The sequence below is a fragment of the Streptomyces sp. NPDC107654 genome (genome assembly GCF_055639035.1).
Genome location: NZ_JBVKBI010000010.1, coordinates 1 through 23,599, shown reverse-complemented (window position 1 = coordinate 23,599; position 23,599 = coordinate 1). Strand labels below are relative to the sequence as shown.

Sequence of the window (23,599 nt, the reverse complement as noted above, 5' to 3'; positions counted from 1 at the left end):
ACGGGTCACGACGCCTCCGCCTCCGAAGCCTGTCGAGGGGGGACGGACACGTGGGCGTCAGCCGGGGCCGGGGCGGCCAGCGCCCGTGTCCGCAGCCAGCCGGCCGAGCCCACGACGAAGGCGACGGCACCTCCGGCGAGGATGCCCCGGCGGGCCCCGTCGGCAGGAGCGAGCCCGGTCAGGGCGAAGCCCACCGCCACCGCGCTCTGCAGCGTCGCGCCGTAAGCGGCACCAACGCGTCCGCGCACCTCCTGCGGGCAGTCGGCCATGACATGGGTCCGTAGCGCCACGTTCTGCACCGCGTTGGCCATGCCGCCGCAGAGGGAGGCCGCCAGCATCACGGGGCGGCCTATGCCAGGCTGTCCCGCCATGCCCTGTGGAGGTCCGCGAAGCGGCCCGTTCCCTTGATCAGGTCGGCCGGGGGGCCGTCCTCGACGATGCGGCCGTGTTCCATCACCAGGACCCGGTCCGCGATCTCCACGGTGGACAGCCGGTGGGCGATCACCACGGCGGTACGGCCCCGCAGCACGGTCGCCATGGCCCGCTGCACCGCCCGCTCCCCCGGCACGTCCAGCGAGCTGGTCGCCTCGTCCAGGATCAGCACCGCCGGGTCGGCGAGCAGCGCCCGGGCGAAGGCGACCAGTTGGCGCTGTCCGGCGGAGATGCGGCCGCCGCGCTTGCGGACGTCGGTGTCGTAGCCGTCGGGCAGCGCGCTGATGAACTCGTGCGCGCCGATCGCCTTCGCGGCCCGCTCGATCTCCTCGCGGGTGGCGTCGGGCCGGCCGATCGCGATGTTGTCGGCGACCGTGCCGGAGAACAGGAACGCCTCCTGCGTCACCATGACCACCCCGCGCCGCAGTTCGGGCACGGGCAGCTCGCGCAGGTCCACGCCGTCCAGCAGCACGCGCCCGGCCGAGGGGTCGTAGAACCGGGCCAGCAGCTTGGCCAGGGTCGACTTGCCGGCGCCGGTGGAGCCGACGACGGCGACCGTCTGCCCGGCCGGCAGGGTCAGGTCGAAGCGGGGCAGCACCTCGCCGCCGGTGCGGTAGGCGAAGCGGACTCCGTCGAAGACCACCTCGCGGCCCGGGAGGTCGCCGTCGAGGGGCGGGAGTTCGCGGGGGTGGGACGGTTCCGGCACGGACGGGGTCTGGGCCAGCAGGCCGGCGATCTTCTCCAGGGAGGCGGCTGCCGACTGGTAGGAGTTCAGGAACATGCCGAGCCGGTCGATCGGGTCGTACAGCCGGCGCAGATACAGCACCGACGCCGCCAGCACACCCAGCTCCAGCGAACCGGAGGCCACCCGGTAGGCGCCCCAGAGCACGATCGCCGCGACCGCCGTGTTGGCCACCAGCCGGGAGCCGACCACGTAGCGGGCCATCTCCAGCAGCGCGTCCCCGTTCACGCGCTCGTGCCGCGTGTTCAGCACCGCGAACTCGGCGTCGTTCACGGCCTCCCGGCGGAAGGCGCGCACCGGCCGGATGCCGTTCATCGTCTCCACGAACTTCACGATCACCGCCGCGATCGCCGTGGACCGCACCCGGTACACCCGCCCCGCGCGCCGCCGGTAGAGCCGGACCAGCAGGTACAGCGGCACGAAGGAGGCCACCGCGACCGCGCCGAGGCCGAGGTCCAGCCAGAGCAGCAGCGCCGAGATGTAGACGAAGGACAGGATGACGGTCACCAGCTCCTGCAGCCCCTCGTCGAGGAGTTCGCGCAGCGACTCCACGTCCGTGGTGGAGCGGGAGATCAGCCGGCCGGAGGTGTACCGCTCGTGGAAGTCGACGCTCAGCGCCTGCGCGTGCCGGAAGATCCGGCCCCTGAGGTCCAGCAGCACGTCCTGGCTGACCCGGGCGGAGGTCTCGATGAACGCGAACTGCAGCGCGCCGGAGGCGAGCGCGCACAGCAGATAGCCGGCGGCCACCGCGAACAGCGGGCCGTGCCGGTGCTCCCGGAACGCCGGTACGGCGCTGTCGAGGGCGTACGCCACCAGCAGCGGGCCCGCCTGGACCGCCGCCTGCTGGAGGAGCAGCAGGAGCGTGGTCAGCGCGACCCGGCCCTTCATGGGCGCGAGGAGGGAGCGCAGCAGGGCGGCCGTGGCGCCGGGCGGGCTGGGCAGCAGGTCCCGGTCGACGTGGTCGCCCGCCTCGCCGTCACCGTCCGGGCGGGCCGGTTCGTCGTCGTCGGCGACGGCGGGGGTGGAGGTCGTGCTGGTCAACGGGTGTCCTCCTGTTCCCCGGACATCAGGTGGGCGTACTCGGGGTTGTGGCGCAGCAGTTCCTGGTGGGTGCCGACGGCGGCGATCCGGCCGCCGGAGAGCAGGGCGACCCGGTCGGCGAGCAGCACGGTGGAGGGGCGGTGGGCCACGATCAGCGCGGTGGTGTCGGCGAGGACCCGGCGCAGGGCGGCCTCCACGGCGGCCTCCGTGTGCACGTCCAGGGCGGACAGCGGGTCGTCCAGCACCAGGAACTCCGGTCTGCCGACCACCGCGCGGGCCAGTGCGAGCCGCTGGCGCTGGCCGCCGGAGAGGCTGAGGCCCTGTTCGCCCACCCGGGTGTCGGTGCCCTGCGGGAGCGCGTGCGCGAAGTCGGCCTGCGCGATGGCGAGGGCCCGGGCCAGCTCCGGCTGTCCGGCGTCGTCGGGGGCGCCCATGAGCACGTTCTCGCCGACGCTCGCGGAGAAGAGGGTGGGTTCCTCGAAGGCCACGGCGACCTTGGTGCGCAGTTCCTCCCGGGACATGGCCGTGATGTCGACGCCGTCCAGGGTGATCCGGCCGGAGGTGACCTCGTGCAGTCGCGGCACGAGCGCGGTGAGCGTCGTCTTCCCGCTGCCGGTGGCGCCGACGAGGGCCATGGACTCGCCGGGGCGGATGTGCAGGTCGATGCGGGTGAGGAGGGGCGGGGAGTCGGCGGGTGCGTCGGGGTAGCGGAAGGAGACGTCCTCGAAGCGGAGGCCCCGGGACTCCCGCGCAGGCGCCCGGGCGTCCCCGGCGTCCCGCGCGCGCGGCCCGGCGTCCCGGCCTCCTCCCCGGTCCTCCGGCGCCTCGTCCATCACCTCGAAGTACCGCTCGGTCGCGGTCGCCGCCTCCTGGCTCATCGCCAGCAGGAACCCGATGGAGTCGACGGGCCAGCGCAGGGCGAGTGCCGTGCTCAGGAAGGCGACCAGCGTGCCCGCGGACAGGTCCCCGTCGGCCACCCGCACCGCGCCCAGCACCAGCGCCGTGCCGATCGCCACCTCCGGGAGGGTGACGATGACCCCCCAGATGGTGGCCAGCAGCCGCGCCTTGCGCAGTTCCGTGCCCCGCAGCCGGCCGGACAGCTCACGGAACGCGCGGGCCTGGCTGCGGTGGCGGCCGAAGCCCTTGACGACCCGGATGCCGAGCACGCTCTCCTCGACGACCGTCGTCAGGTCGCCGACCTGGTCCTGGGCGCGCCGCGCCACCTGCGCGTACCGCCGTTCGAAGATCACGCAGGTCCACATCACGGGGACGGCGGGCCCCAGGATGACCAGTCCCAGCACCCAGTCCTGGAGCAGCATGACGACCACGCCGACGAGAATGGTGACGCCGTTGACCAGCAGGAACGTCAGCGGGAAGGCGAGGAACATACGCAGCAGCATCAGGTCGGTCGTGCCCCGGGAGAGCAGTTGGCCCGACGCCCAGCGGTCGTGGAAGGCGACCGGCAGCCGTTGCAGCCGCCGGTACAGGTCCGCCCGCATCTCCGCCTCGACGTGCGACAGCGGCCGGGCCACCAGCCAGCGCCGTATGCCGAACAGGACCGCCTCGGCGACGCCGAGCAGCAGCAGGCACAGCGCGCCGAGCCACACGCCCGCCGGGTCGCGGTCGGCCACCGGGCCGTCGACCATCCACTTCAGGACCAGCGGGATCACCAGTCCGGTGCAGGAGGCGACGACCGCGACGAAGGCGGCGGTGAACAGCCGCGCGCGTACCGGGCGGACGTACGGCCACAGCCGGAGCAGGGTGCGCACGGCGGAACGGTCGGTGGTTGCACGTGTCGTGGGCATCACTCGCGAGCGTACGGACCGCCACTGACAACGCCCACCGAGTTTTGGCCCAAGCCCCCGCGCGGACAGGCTCGTGGAGGCGTCGGCGCGCTCGTGGTCTACGGCGTCCACGGCGCCGCCGTCCGCACACGGCCCACGACGCGGACCGGGTGGCGGTCATGGAGGACGGCCGGCTGACCGAACCGGGCGGGCGCGAGGGGCGGGTGGCGGCGGGCGGGACGTACGACGGACCGCCCCGGACCCCGGAACCACGGCACACCGCCCCGGCGGCCGTGAAGCACGACGGCCGGCCGTCTGCGGGAAAGCCGACGGCCGGCCGTACGGACGCGGGGTGCCTAGGGTGCGACCGGGTCGCCGTCCCCGAGTTGCAGCCACCACACGTCGTCGTCGCGGGTGAGCAGCACCTCCTGTCGCCGCCCGTCGCCGAAGCGCAGTTCTACGGCGGCCAGGTACGGCACCACGGGGTCCCGCACCAGTGCGTCGACCGGTTCGCCGGCCTGTGCGCCGTACCGGCTGATCAGCTGCCGTGCGGCCCGTTCCCGGCCGGTGTACCAGGGGGCTCCGAGGCGGGCCAGGTCGGTGGCGTCCCCGGCCGCGAGGCGCTGGACGTACACCTTCAGGAGCGGATCGACGTCACCGGCCAGTTCCCCCGCCTCGGGGTACTCCGACTTCACGGCGTGGACGCTGACGTTCACCGCCGGCGTCTTCCGCAGGGCGTACGGCGCGGGGTCGCGCAGGAGCCACCAGGTGCCGGCGGCCGCCGCCAGGACGACGGCGACCGTCGCGGCGACCGTTGCGAGGCGGCGCCTTCCGGCCGGGGCGGCCATCAGTACCACCCCGGAACGACGTGGAAGATGTCGGCCCAGGTGCCCCGCTGGCTGTTGATGTAGACGTCGAGGCGCTGGTTCAGGCGGTTGTTGTTGTGCGCGCTGACGTACGCCTTGCCGCCCGACATCTTCGTGATGACGCCCGCGTGGTCCCAGCCGCCCTTGCCGCCCCAGTTGAACAGCACGATGTCACCGACCTTGGCGTAACTCTGCTTGGTCTCGGTGTTGATCGCGCCGTCGCTGTGGCGGAGCAGGAAGGTGTGCATCTTGTCGGCGACCGTCCAGGTGTAGGAGTTCGTGTAGTAGTACACGCCGTGCGGGGCCAGGTGCCCGACCCGCCACCAGTTGTCCGCGCTCTTCTTGTCCTTGTTCACTCCCTTCATGCGCATGCCGCCGCCGTAGTACAGCGCCTTGGAGGCGAAGTTGGTGCAGTCCTGGCTGTACTGGGCCCGGTCGTTCCAGTGGTCCCTCGCCCACTTCGCCGTGCCGCCGGCGTTGATGGTGGCGTACGGCGTGATCTGCGACGCGTAGGACGAGTACGCGCTCGGGGCGGCGGCGACCGTCCGGGTGGCCTGCGTGGTGCCGCTGTCGTTCTCCACGGTCCCGTAGGTGACGGCCCCGAGGGCGCGGTCGTCCTTGGCCAGCTGCTGTTCGTACTGCTCGGCGTTCGTCCTGCCGCGCAGGACCGGGGTGTCCCCGCCGGAGAACGTGTAGCGGACCGTCGTCTCGGTGGTCTCCGGGTCGGAGGGCGCGTCGGCCAGGGTCTTCTGCTGGCCGACCGTCGTGCGGACGGTCACCGTCCCGTCGGCGGAGGGCAGCAGCAGCGCGTCGGAGAGGTCGGTGGTGATCGACGTGTACGTCAGCCCGTTCGCCTTCAGGGAGTCGCGGCTGTCGATCAGCCAGGACTCCTCCGCCTTGAGCAGCGCGGTGTACATGGCGGCGTGCGGACGTCCGTCGACCGCCGCCGCGGCACTGCCCTTCGCTCCGGTCGTCAGGGCGGCGGCGGAGTCCAGGTATTCGCGGACCGCCTGCGTGTAGACGGTGCCGTCGAGCGGGGCGCCGACCGGCTCGACGGCGGCGCTGGTGACGGCGTCGCTCGTGCCGTAGGCGCTGGAGGCGCCGACCCGGAAGGTGTACGAGGCCCCGTTGGTGAGGCCGGTGAACACGGCGTCGGTGCCGTGGGTGGTGTGCCGGGCGACCTCGGCGCCGGAGGAGTCGAGGGCGGTCACCTCGTAGGTGAGGACGGTGTCGTTGTAGCCGCTGTCCTCGCCGGCCCCCCAGGTGACCAGGGCGCCCTGGTCCGCGGCCCGGGCGTGGACCGCCACGGGCGGGGAGGGCGGGGTGGCCGCCTCGTACTCGGCCGTGAGGGTGGCCGAGGTGAAGCTGATGCCGGCCGTGCCCGGGGCGTCCTCGGCCCGGCGCAGCACCAGGCCGTTGTTGGCGTTCGCTCCGTCGGTCCAGCCCGTGACCAGGCCGGTGACGTCGATGGTCCAGGGCGCGCCGGCCGTCAGATTGGCCTCCGGCGCCGTGACGGCGTCCAGCTGGCTGCCGGTGCCGGTGGTGGCCCAGGCCCCGTTGAGGGCGTGCACGTCCAGGTCGGGTGTCGTCGCGGCCGACTGGAGGGTGAGCTGGGCCTTGGTCACGCGGGCGCCGGCGGGGATCTTCGACACGTCGGCCTTGAGGTAGGTGCGCCAGTTCCTGCCCGAGACGCTGCCGGCCTTCAGGGCCGTGCCGGTCTCCCCGACGCAGGTGTCGGAGTCGGTGCAGACGGTGGCCTTGGTGAGCGGCAGGTCCACCGAGGAGGTGGCGGTCACCCGGTCGGGTTCCGCGCCGGTCCCGGCGCTGATCGGGGTCCGCTCGGTCCACGCGGAGCACTTGCCCGCGTAGCAGGCCCGCATCGACCAGTCGAACGGGCCGCCGGAGGTGAGCCGGTCGGCGGGGATCTGGAAGCCGGCCCGTTCCCCGTCGGCGACGAGCTGGGTGCCCAGGGTCTGGGTGCCGGTGGCGTTGCCGAGGCGGAACTGTGCCTCGACCATGCCGCCGCCCGGCGAGGTGACGACGCCCGTGACGAGCGGCGAGGCGGTGTCCGTCGCGCCGGCCTGGAGCTGGGTGGGCAGGTCGGCGGGCTGCACGGCGGTGGCGTCGACGCGGAAGGGCTTCCAGTCGGACCAGGCGGAGGTGTCGATCCCGTCACCCGTGCGGGCGCGCATCCGCAGGTGGCTGCCGTCGGGCACGGCCGACGCGGTGGGGATCTGCGTGGTGGCGACGGTGCCCGGCGCGAACGCGGCGGTCTTGCCCGTCCAGGTGTACGTGGTGTCGGCGAACGCGGGATCCGGCTGGACCTGGAACTCCGTCACCAGGCCGGAGTCGGCGTCGGCGTCGCCCACCTTGGCCTGGAGGGTGGGTGTCAGGGACCCGGCGGTGGTCAGGGTGGTGTCCGTCTTGAGCGGGCCGACGTCGAGCGAGGCCGGGACCGTGGGGGCGGAGTTGTAGGTGACGATCAGCGACGGCTCGGTGGCCGCGTCGTGTGATCCGTCGACGTAGTTGGCGGAGCGGTAGCGGCGCCAGGTGAGGGGGTCGGTCTCGTCCACGGCGGCGAGGCGCACGCCGTAGTTGGGCTGGCCGTCGGCCCACGCCTGGGCGATGCCGTCGACGTCCCACGACACCTGCCCGGCGGGGCAGGCGGAGCTGTAGCCCTTCGCCGCCGTCGAGACGGGGGCGGAGACGGTGCTCGTGCCCGGCTGGCTGCCCCAGGTGATGGCGGAGGGGTCCCAGTCGCTCGTGACGCGCCGGACCTGGATGCCGGAGTTGTTCGTCGAGCAGGAGGACGACCAGTGCGAGTACAGGCGCAGGTCGGCGTCGACGACGTGCTTGCCGAGGAACCGGGCGGCGTCGAACTTGAGGTAGGAGCGGGCGCGTTCGGTCCCGTTGTACGTGCCCGCCTTCAGCTCGGTCGAACCGCGCTGGGACGTCGGATAGTCGTCGTCCTGGATCCAGGTGTCCGTGAGCGGGCCGAGCAGCGTGTTGGTCGGGTCGACGGTGACCGGGTACCTGACGGCGGGGTCGGCGAGGAACGACGTGTCCGGCTTGAGCACCAGGGTCTGGCCGTCGGTGCCGCCCTCGACGGAGACGTCCACGTCGGTGACCTTCGCCGGTTCGCCGGAGGCCTGACCCTGTCCGGCTCCCCACATGACGGGGACGGGGGCGGTGGCGACCTTCCGGCCGCTGTCGCTCTCCCACAGCAGCCGCTCGTCGGCGGTCTCACGGAGCTTGAGGCCCTCGGCGGCCACGGGGATCCGCAGCTCCATGTCGTCCTTGGGGCGCTCCTTCAGCACGAGCTGGTGCGAGAAGCCCTCCGGCAGCGCGGTGACCACCAGGTCCTCGCCCGGCCGGACCTCGCTGTAGACGGCGGTGTTGCCCTTGATCTCGGGCTCGGGGAGGGTGCCGTCCCAGCTGATGCCGAGGGTCTTGTCCCCCTCGTCGACCTCGGCGAGCGGGCCCTCGCCGCCGTCGGAGATGCGGATGTCGGCCGCGGCCTGCCGGGGTTCGATGCCGCCGTCGCGGCGGACGAGGGTGGTGTCCAGGTCGTGCCAGGCGCCGTCGTCGTCCTTGACGCGGACCGGTCCGGTGGCCGCCTCCACGGTCACGGACCCGTCGGGGTTGACGTACGTCGTGGAGCTCTCGGTGCGCAGGGCCGTGACCTCGACGCGTTCCCCCGTCGCGGCGGCGCGCCTGCGCGCGTCGCCCGTCGCCGCGTCGCCGTCGTCGTCGGACGCGGCCGTCGCCGTCGCCACCGGGGTGACGGCCTCGACGGCGTCCCGGTGGGCGGGAAGGGCGAGACCGGCCGTCACGACACCGGCCATGGCGTACGCGGCGTAGACCAGGAAGCGGCTGCTCCCGGGTCTGTGGCGTCTTCTCATGTACAAGATCCTTGCTTTACACGTACTTGGCAAAATTCAAAGGATCTTCACATACAGATCTGGTCATGTCCATGGCCTAAAACCGCCCACCTCGCGGGCCACCCCCGTCCGACCTCCCGTCACTTGCGCGAAGAGTCCGCATACCGAACATGAACATCCGGTCAACGGACCATTTCTGGCCAAATTCCTGACGCGGTCCTGACAGATGGGGAGATCTCCTGCCACTCTTCCCAGGCCGACTCACAGCAACCCCACAGTTACTGCGCGTCTGTACGAGCCGGCTCCGCACCCGCACGTGGCTTTGGCGTAACGCACGTAACGCCCTGTTCTGCCCGGACGTCCCAACTCACCGTCCGGTCTCCCCTGGCCGCGCGACCCGCGGTCACGCAGAAGGAGTCAGTGTTGAGAACCCACCTCTCTCGCGGACGCACCTCCCACACCCCGCACCGCCCCGCCACGCACCGCCGCACCGCCGCCGTCGCCCTCACCGGTGTCGCCGCCCTGATCGCCGTCGCCGTCCAGTCCGGCACGGCCGGCGCCGCACCGGCGAAGCCGCAGGCGGGCAAGGCCGATCCGGCCCACGCCGCGGTCCGGCTCACCCCTTCCCAGCGCGCCGAGCTGATCCGCGACGCCGACGCCGGCAAGGCCGCCGCGGCCCGGCAGATCGGCCTCGGCGCGAAGGAGAAGCTCGTCGTCAAGGACGTCGTCAAGGACGGCGACGGCACCCTGCACACGCGGTACGAGCGGACGTACGCGGGCCTGCCCGTGCTCGGCGGCGACCTGGTCGTGACCACCGCCAGGTCGGGCAAGACGATGGACGTCGTCCGGGCCACGAACGCCACACTGAAGGTCGCCGGTCTCACCCCCGCCGTGTCGAAGGCCGCCGCCGAGCAGCAGGCCGTGCGGCGGGCGAAGGCCCTCGGCGGGACCCGGCCGGCCGCGGACAGCGTCCGCAGGGTGATCTGGGCGGCCACCGGCAAGCCCGTGCCGGCGTACGAGACGGTGGTCGGCGGGCTCCAGGACGACGGCACCCCGAACCAGCTGCACGTCATCACCGACGCGGCCACCGGCAAGAAGCTCTTCGAGTACCAGGGCGTCAAGAACGGCATAGGCAACACCCAGTACAGCGGGCAGGTCACGCTGACCACGACCCAGTCGGGCTCGACCTACACGCTCACCGACGGGGCACGCGGCGGCCACAAGACGTACAACCTGAACAGGGGCACCTCCGGCACCGGCACCCTGTTCTCGCAGACCAGCGACACCTGGGGCAACGGGACCACCTCGAACGCGGCGACCGCGGGCGCCGACGCCCACTACGGTGCCGCGCTCACGTGGGACTTCTACAAGAGCACGTTCGGCCGCAGCGGCATCAAGAACAACGGCGTCGGCGCCTACTCCCGCGTGCACTACGGCAACGCGTACGTGAACGCGTTCTGGGACGACAGCTGCTTCTGCATGACCTACGGCGACGGCTCCGGCAACACCAAGCCGCTCACCTCGATCGACGTCGCCGGCCACGAGATGAGCCACGGCGTCACCTCGTCCACCGCCAACCTCAACTACAGCGGTGAGTCCGGCGGCCTGAACGAGGCGACCAGCGACATCATGGCCGCCGGCGTGGAGTTCTACGCGAACAACGCCACCGACCCCGGTGACTACCTGGTCGGCGAGAAGATCAACATCAACGGCAACGGCACCCCGCTGCGCTACATGGACAAGCCCAGCAAGGACGGCGCGTCCAAGGACAACTGGTACTCGGGCATCGGCGGCGTGGACGTCCACTACTCGTCCGGCCCGGCGAACCACTTCTTCTACCTGCTGAGCGAGGGCAGCGGCGCCAAGGTCGTCAACGGCGTCAGCTACAACTCGCCGACGGCGGACGGACTTCCGGTCACCGGCATCGGCCGGGACAAGGCGCTGCAGATCTGGTACCGGGCGCTGACGACCAAGTGGACGTCCACCACCAACTACGCGGGCGCCCGCACCGGCACCCTGGCCGCGGCCGGCGAGCTGTACGGCACCTCCAGCGCCGAGTACAAGGCGGTGCAGGACGCCTGGGCGGGCGTCGGGGTCGGCTCGCGCTCCGGCGGCGGGGGCGGCGGCGGTACGTCGTACGAGAGCACCACGCCGGTGTCGGTGCCGGACAACGGGCCCGCCGTCACCTCCGCCATCACCGTCTCCGGCCGCACCGGGAACGCGCCGGGCAACCTCCAGGTGAGCGTCGACATCACCCACACCTGGCGGGGCGACCTGGTGATCGACCTCGTCGGCCCGTCGGGCACCGCCTACCGGCTGAAGAACTTCAGTTCCTCGGACTCGGCGGACGACGTGAACGAGACGTACACGGTCAACGCCTCGGCCGAACCCGCCAACGGCACGTGGAAACTGCGGGTACAGGATCAAGCCACCTACGACACCGGAACGATCAACGGCTGGAAGCTGACCTTCCCGTAAACCGCATGCCACGGGCCCGGGATCACGGCGCTGTCCGAGGGTGGAGCATCCTCGGGCGGCGTCCGTTCACCTTGCTGAAACGTTCACCGACCAATCGACTTTCAGCCAACATCACTTCAGGGTCCTGACATGTACGCGGCGCTGATGTCACTCTCTCTCCACCCGCCGCAGAACTTCACCACCCCACACAGCCGGCCAGTAACCCCACGCTGACCGGACTCCCCACCCGAAGGAGCTTCTGTGAGCCCCCTCTACGCGCCTCGTCAGCGCACGACTCTGGCCATCGCCACCGCTGTCGCGGCCGGAGCCCTCCTCGCCACCGGTGTGACCACCAGCGCCTCCGCCCAGCCGACGGCCAAGCCCCTCGCGGCGGCCCCGACCCAGCTGTCCGCGGCAGCCCGCACCACGCTGCTCCAGCACGCCCAGGCCGACGCGGCCGGCACCGCGCACGCGATAGGCCTCGGCGCCAAGGAGAAGCTCGTCGTCAAGGACGTCGTCAAGGACACCGACGGCACCCTGCACACCCGCTACGAGCGCACCTACGCCGGCCTGCCCGTGCTCGGCGGCGACCTGATCGTCCACACCGCCAAGTCCGGCAAGACGCAGGGCGTCACCAAGGCGGCCAAGTCGGCCATCAGAATCTCCTCGCTCAAGCCGCAGATCACCGCGGCCAAGGCCGAGAAGCAGGCATTGTCCGCCGCCAGGACGCTGGGCTCCGCCAAGACCGCCGCGGACGGCGCCCGCAAGGTCGTCTGGGCCGGCTCCGGCAAGCCCGTCCTCGCCTACGAGACCGTCGTCGGCGGCTTCCAGGACGACGGCACCCCGAACCAGCTGCACGTCATCACCGACGCGGCCACCGGCAAGAAGCTCTACGAGTACCAGGGCATCGAGAACGCGACCGGCAAGACGCTGTACTCCGGCACGGTCACCCTCAACTCCGTGCAGTCGGGCTCGACGTACCAGCTCACCGACAGCGCGCGGGGCAACCACAAGACCTACAACCTGGCCCGCAGGACGTCCGGCACGGGCACCCTGGTGGCCAACTCGACCAACGTCTTCGGCACCGGCACCGCCTCCACCTCCTCCTCCGACCAGACGGCGGCCGCCGACGCCGCCTACGGCGCGGCCGAGACGTGGGACTTCTACAAGAGCACGTTCGGCCGCAGCGGCATCAAGAACAACGGCGTCGGCGCCTACTCCCGCGTCCACTACGGCAACGCCTACGTGAACGCGTTCTGGGACGACAGCTGCTTCTGCATGACCTACGGCGACGGCTCCGGCAACGCCGACCCGCTGACCGCGCTGGACGTCGCCGGCCACGAGATGAGCCACGGCGTCACCTCGAACACCGCGGGCCTCAACTACTCCGGTGAGTCCGGCGGCCTGAACGAGGCCACCAGCGACATCTTCGGCACCGGTGTGGAATTCTTCGCGAACAACGCGTCCGACAAGGGCGACTACCTCATCGGCGAGAAGATCGACATCAACGGCGACGGCACCCCGCTGCGCTACATGGACAAGCCCAGCAAGGACGGCGGCTCGGCCGACTACTGGTCCTCCTCCGTCGGCAACAAGGACGTCCACTACTCCTCGGGCGTCGCGAACCACTTCTTCTACCTCCTCTCCGAGGGCAGCGGTTCGAAGACGATCAACGGCGTGACCTACAACTCGCCGACGTACAACGGCTCCACGGTCACCGGCATCGGCCGCGCCAAGGCGCTGCAGATCTGGTACAAGGCGCTGACCACGTACATGACCTCGACGACCAACTACAAGGCCGCCCGCACGGCGACCCTGAACGCGGCGTCCGCCCTGTACGGCTCCACCAGCACCGAGTACAAGGCGGTCGCGGCCGCCTGGTCGGCGGTCAACGTCGCCTAGCGACACCCGGCTCGTGGTGAGGGGCGGCACCCGGGAGAGGACTCTCCCGGGTGCCGCCCCTACCCTTGTGACCCATGTCCTCGGCCCCCTTCACCTACGAGCCGGTAGGCGCAACCCGCGACGATCTGTCGTACTGCCCGCCCGGCTTCCATCCCCTGCTCGTCCGCACCCGCCTCGGCGAGGGCCGGCCGGTCTTCCAGCGCGCGGCCGAGGCGGTCATGACCTGGGAGATGCACCGCGAACTGGGGGTGGGCATCGACGCCACCGCCGACCGCGCGGCCCCCGGCGTCGACGTCACCGTCACCCTCGCCGGCCTCGTCAAGGCCCCCTGCCGCGTCGTCTGGACAGCGGAGGAACCCCGCCGTGCCGGCTGGGCCTACGGCACCCTCCAGGGCCACCCCGAGTGCGGCGAGGAAGCCTTCGTGGTCGACCGCACCGGCGACGGCACCGTCTGGCTGACGGTGGCGGCGTTCAGCAAGGGCGCCAAGTGGTACGCCCGGGCGGGAGGCCCGGCCACGCGCGGCTTGCAGCACGCGTACGCCCGCAGGTGCGGGGCGGTGCTGAGGAGGCTGTGCGCGGATGTACCGGAGGCATGACGCCGGATTCCGGCCGTCTGCCTCAGCGACCCCGTGCCCCGCGTTGCGATCCAGAACGCCCTGATGTGAAGATCCGGCTGTGGATGAACACGGGGGGAACGCCGTTTCGGTGGCACGAACGCCCAGGTCACGGCTGTACGACTACGTGGACGCGGACCGCGTCGACCAGCGGCACACGACCGCGCCGGTGAGGTCGGAGGACACCGCTCCGCAGAAGCGTGCGGTCGACGCCGCCGATGCCCTGGAGGCGCGTGAGCGCAGGCGCCGGGAGTTCGCTGTCCTGCTGGGTGAGTTCCGGCGTACGGCCGTGCTGGTGCCGGTGGACGAGGACGACGCTCCCCTGACGGCGGACTTCGGCGGTGTCCGCTGGGTCTACGCCTTCTCCCATGAGCATGCCCTGGCCTGTTTCGCGGTGGCGCGGGGCGAGGGCGGCCGGGAGTGGGCCTATCAGCGGTGGCTGGGGGCCCGTTTGCTGGACGCGGTGGTGCCGGCGGTGGGTGTGCCGTGTGGGGTGGCGCTGGACTGCGCGGACGGGGACGACGGCATGGTCTTTCCTCCGGTGCGGGGGATCGTGCCGGACGCGGTGGCGGTGGACGTGGAGGGTGTGACGGGGGATGAGCGGTGAGCGGTGAGGATCTGGCGGCGCAGGGGCTCGGCCTGATCGCCAAGGGGCTGACGGATGCGCTGGGCGAGTTGAAGGAGCTGGGTGGTTTCGGCACGTCCGGGGCGGGCCGCGGTTTCGGTGAGATCGCGCTGTCGGGCCTGGAGCTGGGTCATGAGGGTTTGACGGGTGATTTCACGTCGTTCTGCGAGCGCTGGGAGTGGGGGGTTCGGGCGCTGATCGCCGAGGGCAACGGGTTCGCGGAGAAGACGGGGCTGGCGGCGGGGACGTACTACGAGACCGACAAGTACGTCGAGGGCACGGTGAAGGTCGTGGAGAACGCGGCCGTCGGCAACCCGTACGCCTCGGAGAAGGACGTCGAGAAGATGGGCTACGGCGACATCGCCAAGTCGGGTGCGTACGGCGGTGACGTCGACTACAGCGGGGAGTCCTTTGAGAAGGCGTGGGCGAACAGCAAGGAGGGCTGGAAGACGGCCGCGGACGATGTGATGACCTCGCACACCATCGGACCGGTGCCGGGCGTGGGTGTGGGCGACCTGGTCGGTGACGCGGACGCCGGGCAGTCGGGCGGTGAGGGCTGATGGGCATCGGGGATGTCACCAATGCCCTGCTGGGCGGTGCCGAGAACCTCTACGACAAGGGGAAGAAGAAGCTCGGTGAGGGCGTCGACTGGGCCACGGACAAGGTCGGCGACAAGCTGGACGAGTACGGGCTGCACGAGTGGGCCGACGTGGTGGAGGACTGGGGCGACGGCATCGCCTCCGACCTGGGCGCGACCCCCGGCGAGCAGCAGCTCGGCCAGAGCGAGGAAGCCAACGAACTCATCTACGGCGACCCGGCGAAGATCCGGGAGAGTGTCAAGCACCTGCGGGACTTCCACGGCGCGTTCGACAAGGTCGGCCAGGGCCTGAAGAAGGTCGACTCCTCCGGCTGGAAGGGCGAGGGCGGTGACGCCTTCCGCGCCAAGTTCGGCGTCCACCCCGCCAAGTGGGCGCAGGCGGCCGAGGCCTGCAAGACAGCCGCGGCTGCCTTGGATGCGTATGCCGACACCGTGAAGTGGGCGCAAGGGCAGGCCGGTGAGGCCGTGGAGCTTTACAAGAAGGGCGAGAAGGCGTCCAGGACCGCGTTCGACGCCTACCAGGACAAGGTCCGGACGTACCAGGCGAAGGCGAAGGCGGGCGAGGATCCCGGCCCGGACCCGGGGAAGTTCCAGGACCCGGGCAAGGCCACCGTCCAGGCCGCCCGGCACAAGCTCGCCGAGGCCCGCAAGCAGCGCAACACCGCCGCCTCCGAAGCCCAGGACAAGGTGAAAGCAGCCGTCGCCCACGCCCCGGCCGAACCCCCGCCCCTGGACCGCCTGAAGGGCGACCTGAAGGACGGCGCGGTGTCCACCGGCATCGAACTCACCCACTTCGCCGGAGGCGTCGCCAAGGGCACGGCCGGCCTGGTCAACTTCGTCCGGGGTCTGGACCCGGCGGACCCCTACAACCTCACCCACCCGGCCGCCTACATGCAGAACGTCAGCATGACGCTCTCCGGCCTGACCTCCACCGCCGCCCACCCCGAACGCACCGCCAAGACCATGTGGGAGGAGTTCCGCAAGGATCCCTCCGAGTTCAGCGGACGCATGGCCCCCCAGTTCCTCCTCGGTGACGGCGCCGGGCTGGAAGCGGGACTGGCGCGGAAGGCGGCGGAAGAGGGCGCCGAGCAGGGGCTGCGCAGCGCCGCCCGGAACGCGGTGGAAAAGGGCCCGGAGGACGTCTCCCGGCGGCCGGGCGAGAAGGTCTGCGAAAAGGACCCGGTCGACGTCGCGACCGGGCGGATGGTGCTGCCGCAGACCGACGTCTCCCTCCCCGGCGCTCTTCCCCTGTTCCTCAAGCGGCAGTTCGAGTCGTCGTACCGGCTCGGCGGCTGGTTCGGCCCGACCTGGTCCTCCACCCTCGACCAGCGCCTGGAGATCGACGCGCAGGGCGTCGTCTTCGTCGGCGAGGACGGCCTGGTCCTCGCCTACCCGCACCCGGCACCCGGCGTGCCGACGCTCCCCGGCCACGGCCCCCGCCTGTCGCTGGACCGCACGGACGACGGCTACACCCTCACCGACCCGGAGTCCGGTCACGTACGGCACTTCACGGACCGCTCCGAGACCCTGGCCGTACTGGAACAGATCGACGACCGCAACGGCAACCGGATCACCTTCGAGTACGACACGACCGGCGCCCCCCGCGCCCTGGCCCACAGCGGCGGCTACCGCCTGCTGCTGTCAACCGCCGACGGCCGGGTCACCGCGCTGCACCTGGCGGGCGCGGCATCGGACGGCACCGACCAGGAACTGATCCGGTACGGCTACACCGACGGCCACCTGAGCGAGGTCTTCAACTCCTGCGGCCGTCCCATGCGCTTCGCGTACGACGCCGAGGGGCGCATCGTGTCCTGGACGGACACCAACGACAGCCACTTCACCTACGCCTACGACGACCAGGACCGCTGCACCCACCAGTCCGGCGCCGCCGGCCACCTGGCCTCGACCTTCGCCTACGGGCCGGTGGATGCGGACACCGGCGAGCACACCACGACGATCACCGACTCACACGGCCACACGACCCGCTACCTGATCAACCGCCGCTGCCAGGTCATCGCCGAAACGAACGACGTCGGCGCGACCACGCGCTACACCCGTGACCGCTACAACCGCCTGCTGTCCACAACAGACCCCCTGGGCCACACGACGACGTTCGAGTACGACGACGCGGGCAACCTCACCCGGGCGGTCCGCCCGGACGGCCGCGAGGCACGGGCGGAGTACAACGACCTCGGCCTGCCGGTGAAGATGGTGAACCCGGACGGCACGGTGATCCGCCAGACCTACGACGACCGGGGCAACCTCACCTCGGTGACGGACCCGGCCGGCCAGACAACCCGCCTCACGTACACGCAGGCCGGCCACCTGACGTCGCTGACCGACCCACTGGGCAACACGACGACTGTGGTCAGCGACCGTGCCGGTCTCCCGGCTCAGGTGACCGACCCGCTGGGTGCGGTGACCCGCTACGAACGAGACGCCTTCGGCCGCCCGACCTCGATCACCGATCCGACCGGAGCGACAACCCGCCTGGAATGGTCGGTCGAGGGCCACTTGACCCGCCGTACGGCCCCTGACGGCACCACGGAGACGTGGACGTACGACGGCGAGGGCAACTGCACCAGCCACACCGACCCCCTCGGCGGAGTCTCTTACTTCGAGTACACCCACTTCGACCTGCTGACAGCCCGCACAGGCCCGGACGGCATCCGCTACGCATTCGACCACGACACCGAACTACGCCTGACGAAGGTCACCAACCCACAGGGCCTGACCTGGGAGTACACGTACGACCCGGCCGGCCGCCTGGTACAGGAGACGGACTTCGACGACCGGGCACTGGAGTACGAGTACGACGCGGCGGGCCGCCTGTCTTCCCGTAGCAACGCACTCGGCGAGGTGACGTCCTTCGAACGCAACGAACTCGGCCAAGTACTCCGCAAGGACGCTGCGGGCCGCATCACCACGTACGCCTACGACCTGACCGACCAACTGGCCCAGGCGACGGGCCCCGACGGCACGACACTGATGCTGCTGCGTGACCGGTACGGCCGCCTGCGCTCAGAAACGGTCGACGGTCGCACGATGACCTACACCTACGACACCCTGGGCCGCCGCACGAGCCGCACCACCCCGACCGGAGCCAGGACGACGTGGTCGTACGACCCAGCGGGCCGCCCAATCGGCATGGTGGCGTCCGGCCGGACGATCGACTTCGCCTACGACGAGGCAGGCCGCGAGGTGTCCCGCCGCATCGGCGGCATCCTCGCCTTCGCGCACACCTTCGACCTCATGGGCCGCCTGACGACCCAGTCGGTGACCGGCGCACGAGGCCGTCGCATCCAACACCGGACATACACCTACCGAACCGACGGCCACCTGATCGGCATCGACGACCACCTGTCCGGCATCCGCCGCTTCGACCTCGACGCGACAGCCCGGGTCACAGCGGTCCACGCCGCCGGCTGGACGGAACGCTACGCCTACGACGAGGCAGGCAACCAGACCGAGGCGTCCTGGCCCTCGGACCACCCGGGCGCAGAGGCAACGGGGCCGCGCGCGTACACGGGCACCCGTATCATCCGTGCCGGCAACGTCCGCTACGAACACGACGCCCTGGGCCGCATCACTCTCCGCCAGAAGCCACGACTGTCCCGCAAACCGGACGCCTGGCACTACGAGTGGGACGCCGAAGACCGCCTCACCTCGGTGATGACCCCCGACGGCACCCGCTGGCACTACACATACGACCCCCTGGGCCGCCGCACGGCCAAACTCCGCCTCGCGGAGAACGGCGAAACGATTCTTGAACGGGTGGAGTTCGCCTGGGACGGCACCACACTCTGCGAACAGACAACAACGTCCACCGACCTCCCCCACCCTGTCACCCTCACCTGGGACCACCAAAATCTGCGTCCCGTCGCCCAGACGGAACGCATCACCGCAGCCGAAGCCCCCCAACAGGAAATCGACTCCCGCTTCTTCGCCATCGTCACCGACCTGGTCGGCACACCGACCGAACTCGTCAACGAACAGGGCGACATCGCATGGCACAGCCGGAGAACCCTCTGGGGCACGACGACATGGGCAACCAACAGCAGCACCTACACACCCCTAAGATTTCCCGGCCAGTACTACGACCCGGAAACCGGCCTCCACTACAACTACTTCCGCCATTACGACCCCGATACCGCCCGATACGCTTCGCCCGACCCCCTCGGGCTCACGCCCGCACCCAACCCGGCTACCTACGTCGACAACCCTCTCGCGTGGATCGACCCGCTAGGTTTGCAACCATGCTTTGGTACTCGAAAAAGCGCAGAAGAACTTAGAAGCTCTCCAGGATCTGCAACTGGGGGGCATTCGCTAAGTCCCGTCGAAGGTAGATGGCTGAGGGGGTCCGAGGGCAATGCCGGAAGAATTCCAGGGCAGGTAGCGAGAGCCTTGCAGGGCAAGCAGTTCAACAGTTTCAACGAGTTCCGTTCGGCCTTCTGGGAAGAAGTGTCGAAACATCGGGAACTGTCCGAGCAATTCTCCCCATCAGGTCAAACGGCAATGGCTCAAGGCAAGGCTCCGTTCACGGTCGAGGGTCAGCAGGCAGGCGGGAGGGGGAGGTATGAGCTGCATCACGTGCGCCCCATCCAGCGTGGTGGCGGAGTCTACGACCTGGACAACATCGTCGTCGTCACACCGCGCTACCATAAAGAGATACTGGACGGCAGCTACCATTTCGGGAAATGAGAGCTGCCGTCAGCCCCGGAGGATCACGGAACCATGGCACAGAAGTCACGTGAAGAGCTCGTCCGTATCGTTCAGCAGCTCATCGACGCGAGACTGCCGGAAGAAGAGGAGGATCGACTTGTGGCGGAACTGAAATCGAGCGTCCTCCATCCACGGGTGTCCGACCTGATCTACTATTCCGACCCCCCGTTGACAGCGGAAGAAGTAGTCGACCAGGCGCTCGCTTACCGCCCCATCGAGCTCTAGAAGCAATCAATCGACACCTGTGGGGCCCGCCACCGGTCCAGCCAACAGATCACCGCATCAGCACCCCCGCCCCCTCCACCACCTCCTCAGAAGGCACCGCCACCAGTCCCAGTTCCGCGTTGGACGCCAGCAGGCGGTGTGCGGGCAGGATGCGGACCGTGTAGCCGTACGGGCCGGTGCGGTCCAGGGAGAGGGGGCCCTCGTAGGCCAGGCGGCCCTCCAGGTCGGGGGTGCCCGTCGGCTTCAGGGGGACCGTCGTCGCGTCCGTGATGCGGTCCTCCGCGTCCACCCGGCCCGACACCGCCTGGACCTCCACGTCGTCCGGGGTCAGGTCGCCCAGGTCGACGCGCACCCGGAGCCCCACCGTCGTGCCCAGTTCCGCGGTCGCCGTCGTCGCCGTCGTCTCCACGTGGTCCACGCTCACGCCGGACCAGGCCGACCGCACCCGGGTCTTCCACTCGGCCAGGTCCCGGGCGGTGTCCGGGGTCAGGGCGCGGTGGGCCTGGGCGGCGGGGGCGTAGAGGCGGTCGACGTACTCGCGGACCATGCGGCCGGCCAGGACCTTCGGGCCCAGCAGGGACAGCGTCTGGCGGACCATCGTGATCCAGCGGTCGGGCAGGCCGGCCCGGCCGCGTTCGTAGAAGCGGGGGGCCACCCGCTGCTCCAGGAGGTCGTAGAGCGCCGCCGCCTCGATGTCGTCGCGGCGGTCCGGGTCGGTGCACGGTCCGTCCGCCGTGGGGATGGCCCAGCCGAAGTCCGGCTGGAACCACTCGTCCCACCAGCCGTCGAGGACGGAGAGGTTCAGGCAGCCGTTCAGGGCCGCCTTCATGCCCGAGGTGCCGCAGGCCTCCAGGGGGCGCAGGGGGTTGTTCAGCCAGACGTCGCAGCCGGGGTAGAGCTTCTGCGCCATCGCCATGCCGTAGTCGGGGAGGAAGACGACGCGGTGGCGGACCCTGGGGTCGTCGGCGAAGCGGACCAGTTCCTGGACCAGGCGCTTGCCCCCGTCGTCCGCCGGGTGCGCCTTGCCCGCCACCACGATCTGGATCGGGTGGTCGGGGTGCAGGAGCAGGTCCGTCAGGCGGTCCCGGTCCCGGAGCATCAGGGTGAGGCGTTTGTAGGAGGGGACCCTGCGCGCGAAGCCGATCGTCAGGACGTCCGGGTCCAGGACACCGTCGATCCAGCCCAGTTCGGCGTCTCCCGCGCCGCGTTGGCGCCAGGAGGCGCGCAGCCGCTCCCTCACCTCCTGCACCAGCTGTTCGCGCAAGGTGCGGCGCAGTTCCCAGAGCTCCTGGTCGTCGATCTCCGCGACCGAGTCCCAGCGCTCGGAGCCGCCGACGGTCAGCGCGTCCTCGGCCCGTTCGGTGCCGATCCGGCGGGCGCCGAGGCGCAGGACCTCCGGGGCCACCCAGGTCGGCGCGTGCACCCCGTTGGTGACGGAGGTGATCGGCACCTCCTCGGGGTCGAATCCCGGCCACAGGCCCGCGAACATCTCCCGGCTGACCTGGCCGTGCAGGAGTGAGACGCCGTTCGCGCGCTGGGCGAGGCGGAGTCCCATCACCGCCATGTTGAAGAGGTCGGGACGGCCGCCGGGGTACGTCTCCATGCCCAGCGCCAGGATCCGCTGCACGTCGATGCCGGGGAGTTCGGCGTCCGGGCCGAAGTGCCGGCCGACCAGCTCCCGGTCGAAGCGGTCGATGCCGGCCGGGACGGGGGTGTGGGTGGTGAACACCGTGCCGCCGCGCACGGCCTCCAGTGCGGAGTCGAAGTCGAGCCCCGCCGCGCAGAGTTCGGCGATGCGCTCCAGGCCCAGGAAACCGGCGTGGCCCTCGTTCGTGTGGAACACCTCCGGCCGTGGGTGGTCGGTGAGGCGGCAGTACGTCCGTACCGCCCGGACACCTCCTATGCCGAGCAGCATCTCCTGGAGCAGCCGGTGCTCGCTGCCGCCGCCGTAGAGCCGGTCGGTCACCCCGCGTTCGCCGAAGTCGTTCTCCTCCACGTCCGAGTCCAGGAGCAGCAGCGGCACCCTGCCCACCTGGGCCAGCCAGATCCGGGCACGCAGCGCCGTGCCGCCCGGCAGGGCCAGGGAGACCTGCGCCGGGGTGCCGTCGGGCTCCTTCAGCTGGGAGAGCGGCAGTTCGTGGGGGTCGAGCACCGGGTAGTGCTCCTGCTGCCAGCCGTCCCGGGAGAGGGTCTGCCGGAAGTACCCGTGCCGGTAGAGGAGCCCCACGCCGATCAGGGGTACGCCGAGGTCGCTGGCCGCCTTCAGGTGGTCGCCGGCGAGGATGCCCAGGCCGCCGGAGTACTGCGGGAGCGCGGCCGTGATGCCGAACTCCGGGGAGAAGTAGGCGACGGCGGCAGGCAGGCCCTCCGACTGGGTCTGGTACCAGCGGTCGCCGGTCAGATAGTCGTCCAGGTCGTCGGCGGCGGCGGTGAGGCGGCGCAGGAACCGCCGGTCCGCCGCCAGTTCGGCCAGCCGTTCCGGCCGCACACTGCCCAGCAGCCGTACCGGGTCGCCGCCGGCCGAGGCCCACGTCTCGGGGTCGACGGACCGGAAGAGGTCGCGCGTTTCCGCATGCCAGGACCAGCGCAGGTTGCGCGCCAGGTCGCTCAGCGGCCGGAGGGGGTCGGGGAGAACGGGACGGACGGTGAACCGACGGATCGCCTTCACATTCCACCTCGGGACGCGTTACGGGGGGAGACGTACGGCGTCGTACGTCTCGTCGTCGCCTTCGACGGTAGTGGTTACCGCGCGGTCGGTGGGGACGTACCGGCCGGGGTGTCGGGGCGTCAAGAAGCAGACGTGGGGCACTCGGAGGGAGAGACCGGTCTTGTGCGTAGACATACGCGTGAGTAGTTAACAAGGTGCCGGATTGCCCACCCGGACCGGGTGGAAAGGCTCCACCGGTACCGGCCCCACCCGTGCACCACAGCACCACCGCAGGACCCACCTCCCCATATCCATCCGCCCACACCCACGTTGAAGCGGACAGGAGCGGTCATGCCCGCCAAGCACCCATCGTCAGCACCCCCGACAAGCAACAGGAGCAAGGCAGCAGGGAAGAAGAAGACCACACCGCCGGCTACCACGGCGACGGGGAGGACCGGGGTGGCGCCCCCCGACGTGACGCCCCCCGGCGCGGCCACCACCCTCGGCCGCATCCCCGTGCTGGACGTACGCCCCGTCGTCCAGCACGGCCGCCGGCCCGCCAAGGCCGTGACCGGGGAGTCCTTCGAGGTGTCGGCCACCGTGTTCCGGGAGGGTCACGACGCCGTCGCGGCGAACGTGGTGCTCCGGGACCCGGCGGGCCGCGCCGGACCCTGGACGCCGATGCGGGAACTCGCCCCGGGCACCGACCGCTGGGGCGCCACCGTCACCGCCGGCGAGCCGGGCCGCTGGACCTTCACGGTGGAGGCCTGGTCGGACCCGCTGGGCACCTGGCGGCACACGGCCCGGATCAAGATCCCGGCCGGTATCGACACCGGTCTGGTGCTGGCGGAGGGCGCGGAGCTGTACGAGCGGGCCGCCGCCGGGGTCCCGGAGGCCGAGCGGCGGCCCGTGCTGGACGCGGTGGCGGCGCTGCGGGACGAGAGCCGGCCGGCCGCCTGGCGGCTCGCGGCGGCGCTGGACCCGGAGGTGGAGGCGCTGCTGGCCCGCCATCCGTTGCGGGAGCTGGTGACCGCCTCGGATCCGATGCCGTTGCTGGTGGAGC

General features: G+C 70.9%; 14 protein-coding genes. 8 read left to right on the top strand and 6 right to left on the bottom strand.

Annotated elements, in window-relative coordinates; genetic code table 11:
* Window positions 1-5 precede the first annotated feature (5 nt).
* The 5 genes from ACZ7N4_RS19220 to ACZ7N4_RS19200 all read right to left on the bottom strand — a co-directional run bounded on the left by ACZ7N4_RS19220 (window position 6) and on the right by ACZ7N4_RS19200 (window position 8,767).
* Window positions 6-371: a hypothetical protein gene (locus ACZ7N4_RS19220; RefSeq protein ID WP_471359518.1), complete on the bottom strand. Its 366-nt coding sequence runs from the start codon at window positions 369-371 to the stop codon at window positions 6-8.
* Complete coding sequence (locus tag ACZ7N4_RS19215; protein ID WP_471359517.1) at window positions 350-2,215, bottom strand: ABC transporter ATP-binding protein; 1,866 nt, start codon at window positions 2,213-2,215, stop codon at window positions 350-352. Before ACZ7N4_RS19215 ends, ACZ7N4_RS19220 begins: the two co-directional genes overlap by 22 nt.
* Window positions 2,212-4,020, bottom strand: coding sequence for an ABC transporter ATP-binding protein (locus ACZ7N4_RS19210; protein ID WP_471359516.1), 1,809 nt, complete (start codon window positions 4,018-4,020; stop codon window positions 2,212-2,214). Before ACZ7N4_RS19210 ends, ACZ7N4_RS19215 begins: the two co-directional genes overlap by 4 nt.
* A gap of 335 nt (window positions 4,021-4,355) precedes the next feature.
* On the bottom strand, window positions 4,356-4,847 hold the full coding sequence (locus ACZ7N4_RS19205) for a hypothetical protein (protein WP_471359515.1): 492 nt from the start codon (window positions 4,845-4,847) through the stop codon (window positions 4,356-4,358).
* On the bottom strand, window positions 4,847-8,767 hold the full coding sequence (locus tag ACZ7N4_RS19200) for a DNRLRE domain-containing protein (RefSeq protein WP_471359514.1): 3,921 nt from the start codon (window positions 8,765-8,767) through the stop codon (window positions 4,847-4,849). The genes ACZ7N4_RS19205 and ACZ7N4_RS19200 overlap by 1 nt, the downstream gene beginning before the upstream one ends.
* A 402-nt stretch (window positions 8,768-9,169) precedes the next feature.
* On the opposite strand from ACZ7N4_RS19200, the gene ACZ7N4_RS19195 reads away from it, so the two are divergent.
* The 7 genes from ACZ7N4_RS19195 to ACZ7N4_RS19165 all read left to right on the top strand — a co-directional run bounded on the left by ACZ7N4_RS19195 (window position 9,170) and on the right by ACZ7N4_RS19165 (window position 19,889).
* Window positions 9,170-11,224: a M4 family metallopeptidase gene (locus ACZ7N4_RS19195; protein WP_471359513.1), complete on the top strand. Its 2,055-nt coding sequence runs from the start codon at window positions 9,170-9,172 to the stop codon at window positions 11,222-11,224.
* 240 nt (window positions 11,225-11,464) lie between these two features.
* Window positions 11,465-13,105 carry a M4 family metallopeptidase gene (locus ACZ7N4_RS19190; RefSeq protein WP_471359512.1) on the top strand — a complete coding sequence of 547 codons (1,641 nt, stop codon included), beginning with the start codon at window positions 11,465-11,467 and terminating at the stop codon, window positions 13,103-13,105.
* Window positions 13,106-13,179: 74 nt separating this feature from the next.
* Entirely contained in the window at window positions 13,180-13,701 is a 522-nt protein-coding gene (locus tag ACZ7N4_RS19185; RefSeq protein WP_471359511.1) for a DUF1990 domain-containing protein, read from the top strand.
* 109 nt (window positions 13,702-13,810) lie between these two features.
* Window positions 13,811-14,326 (top strand): hypothetical protein, encoded by a 516-nt coding sequence (locus ACZ7N4_RS19180; RefSeq protein ID WP_471359510.1) that lies wholly within the window; start codon window positions 13,811-13,813, stop codon window positions 14,324-14,326.
* On the top strand, window positions 14,323-14,904 hold the full coding sequence (locus tag ACZ7N4_RS19175) for a hypothetical protein (RefSeq protein WP_471359509.1): 582 nt from the start codon (window positions 14,323-14,325) through the stop codon (window positions 14,902-14,904). Before ACZ7N4_RS19180 ends, ACZ7N4_RS19175 begins: the two co-directional genes overlap by 4 nt.
* Window positions 14,904-19,643 carry a putative T7SS-secreted protein gene (locus tag ACZ7N4_RS19170; RefSeq protein WP_471359508.1) on the top strand — a complete coding sequence of 1,580 codons (4,740 nt, stop codon included), beginning with the start codon at window positions 14,904-14,906 and terminating at the stop codon, window positions 19,641-19,643. The genes ACZ7N4_RS19175 and ACZ7N4_RS19170 overlap by 1 nt, the downstream gene beginning before the upstream one ends.
* Before the next feature lie 33 nt (window positions 19,644-19,676).
* On the top strand, window positions 19,677-19,889 hold the full coding sequence (locus ACZ7N4_RS19165) for a bacteriocin immunity protein (protein WP_471359507.1): 213 nt from the start codon (window positions 19,677-19,679) through the stop codon (window positions 19,887-19,889).
* Between the two features lie 49 nt (window positions 19,890-19,938).
* Here ACZ7N4_RS19165 and ACZ7N4_RS19160 read toward each other — a convergent pair whose 3' ends face one another.
* Complete coding sequence (locus tag ACZ7N4_RS19160) at window positions 19,939-22,557, bottom strand: glycosyltransferase family 1 protein (RefSeq protein ID WP_471359506.1); 2,619 nt, start codon at window positions 22,555-22,557, stop codon at window positions 19,939-19,941.
* 330 nt (window positions 22,558-22,887) lie between these two features.
* Here ACZ7N4_RS19160 and ACZ7N4_RS19155 point away from each other — a divergent pair.
* Window positions 22,888-23,599, top strand: a 712-nt coding sequence (locus ACZ7N4_RS19155) for a maltotransferase domain-containing protein (protein WP_471359505.1), incomplete at its 3' end; no start/stop codon positions are given.

What these genes read in the sequence shown, in the direction of transcription:
- ACZ7N4_RS19220 (WP_471359518.1), bottom strand. Translation starts at nt 371, where the DNA reads ATGGCGGGACAGCCTGGCATAGGCCGCCCCGTGATGCTGGCGGCCTCC.
- ACZ7N4_RS19170 (WP_471359508.1), top strand. Translation starts at nt 14,904, where the DNA reads ATGGGCATCGGGGATGTCACCAATGCCCTGCTGGGCGGTGCCGAGAAC.
- ACZ7N4_RS19200 (WP_471359514.1), bottom strand. Translation starts at nt 8,767, where the DNA reads ATGAGAAGACGCCACAGACCCGGGAGCAGCCGCTTCCTGGTCTACGCC.
- ACZ7N4_RS19165 (WP_471359507.1), top strand. Translation starts at nt 19,677, where the DNA reads ATGGCACAGAAGTCACGTGAAGAGCTCGTCCGTATCGTTCAGCAGCTC.
- ACZ7N4_RS19185 (WP_471359511.1), top strand. Translation starts at nt 13,180, where the DNA reads ATGTCCTCGGCCCCCTTCACCTACGAGCCGGTAGGCGCAACCCGCGAC.
- ACZ7N4_RS19205 (WP_471359515.1), bottom strand. Translation starts at nt 4,847, where the DNA reads ATGGCCGCCCCGGCCGGAAGGCGCCGCCTCGCAACGGTCGCCGCGACG.
- ACZ7N4_RS19210 (WP_471359516.1), bottom strand. Translation starts at nt 4,020, where the DNA reads ATGCCCACGACACGTGCAACCACCGACCGTTCCGCCGTGCGCACCCTG.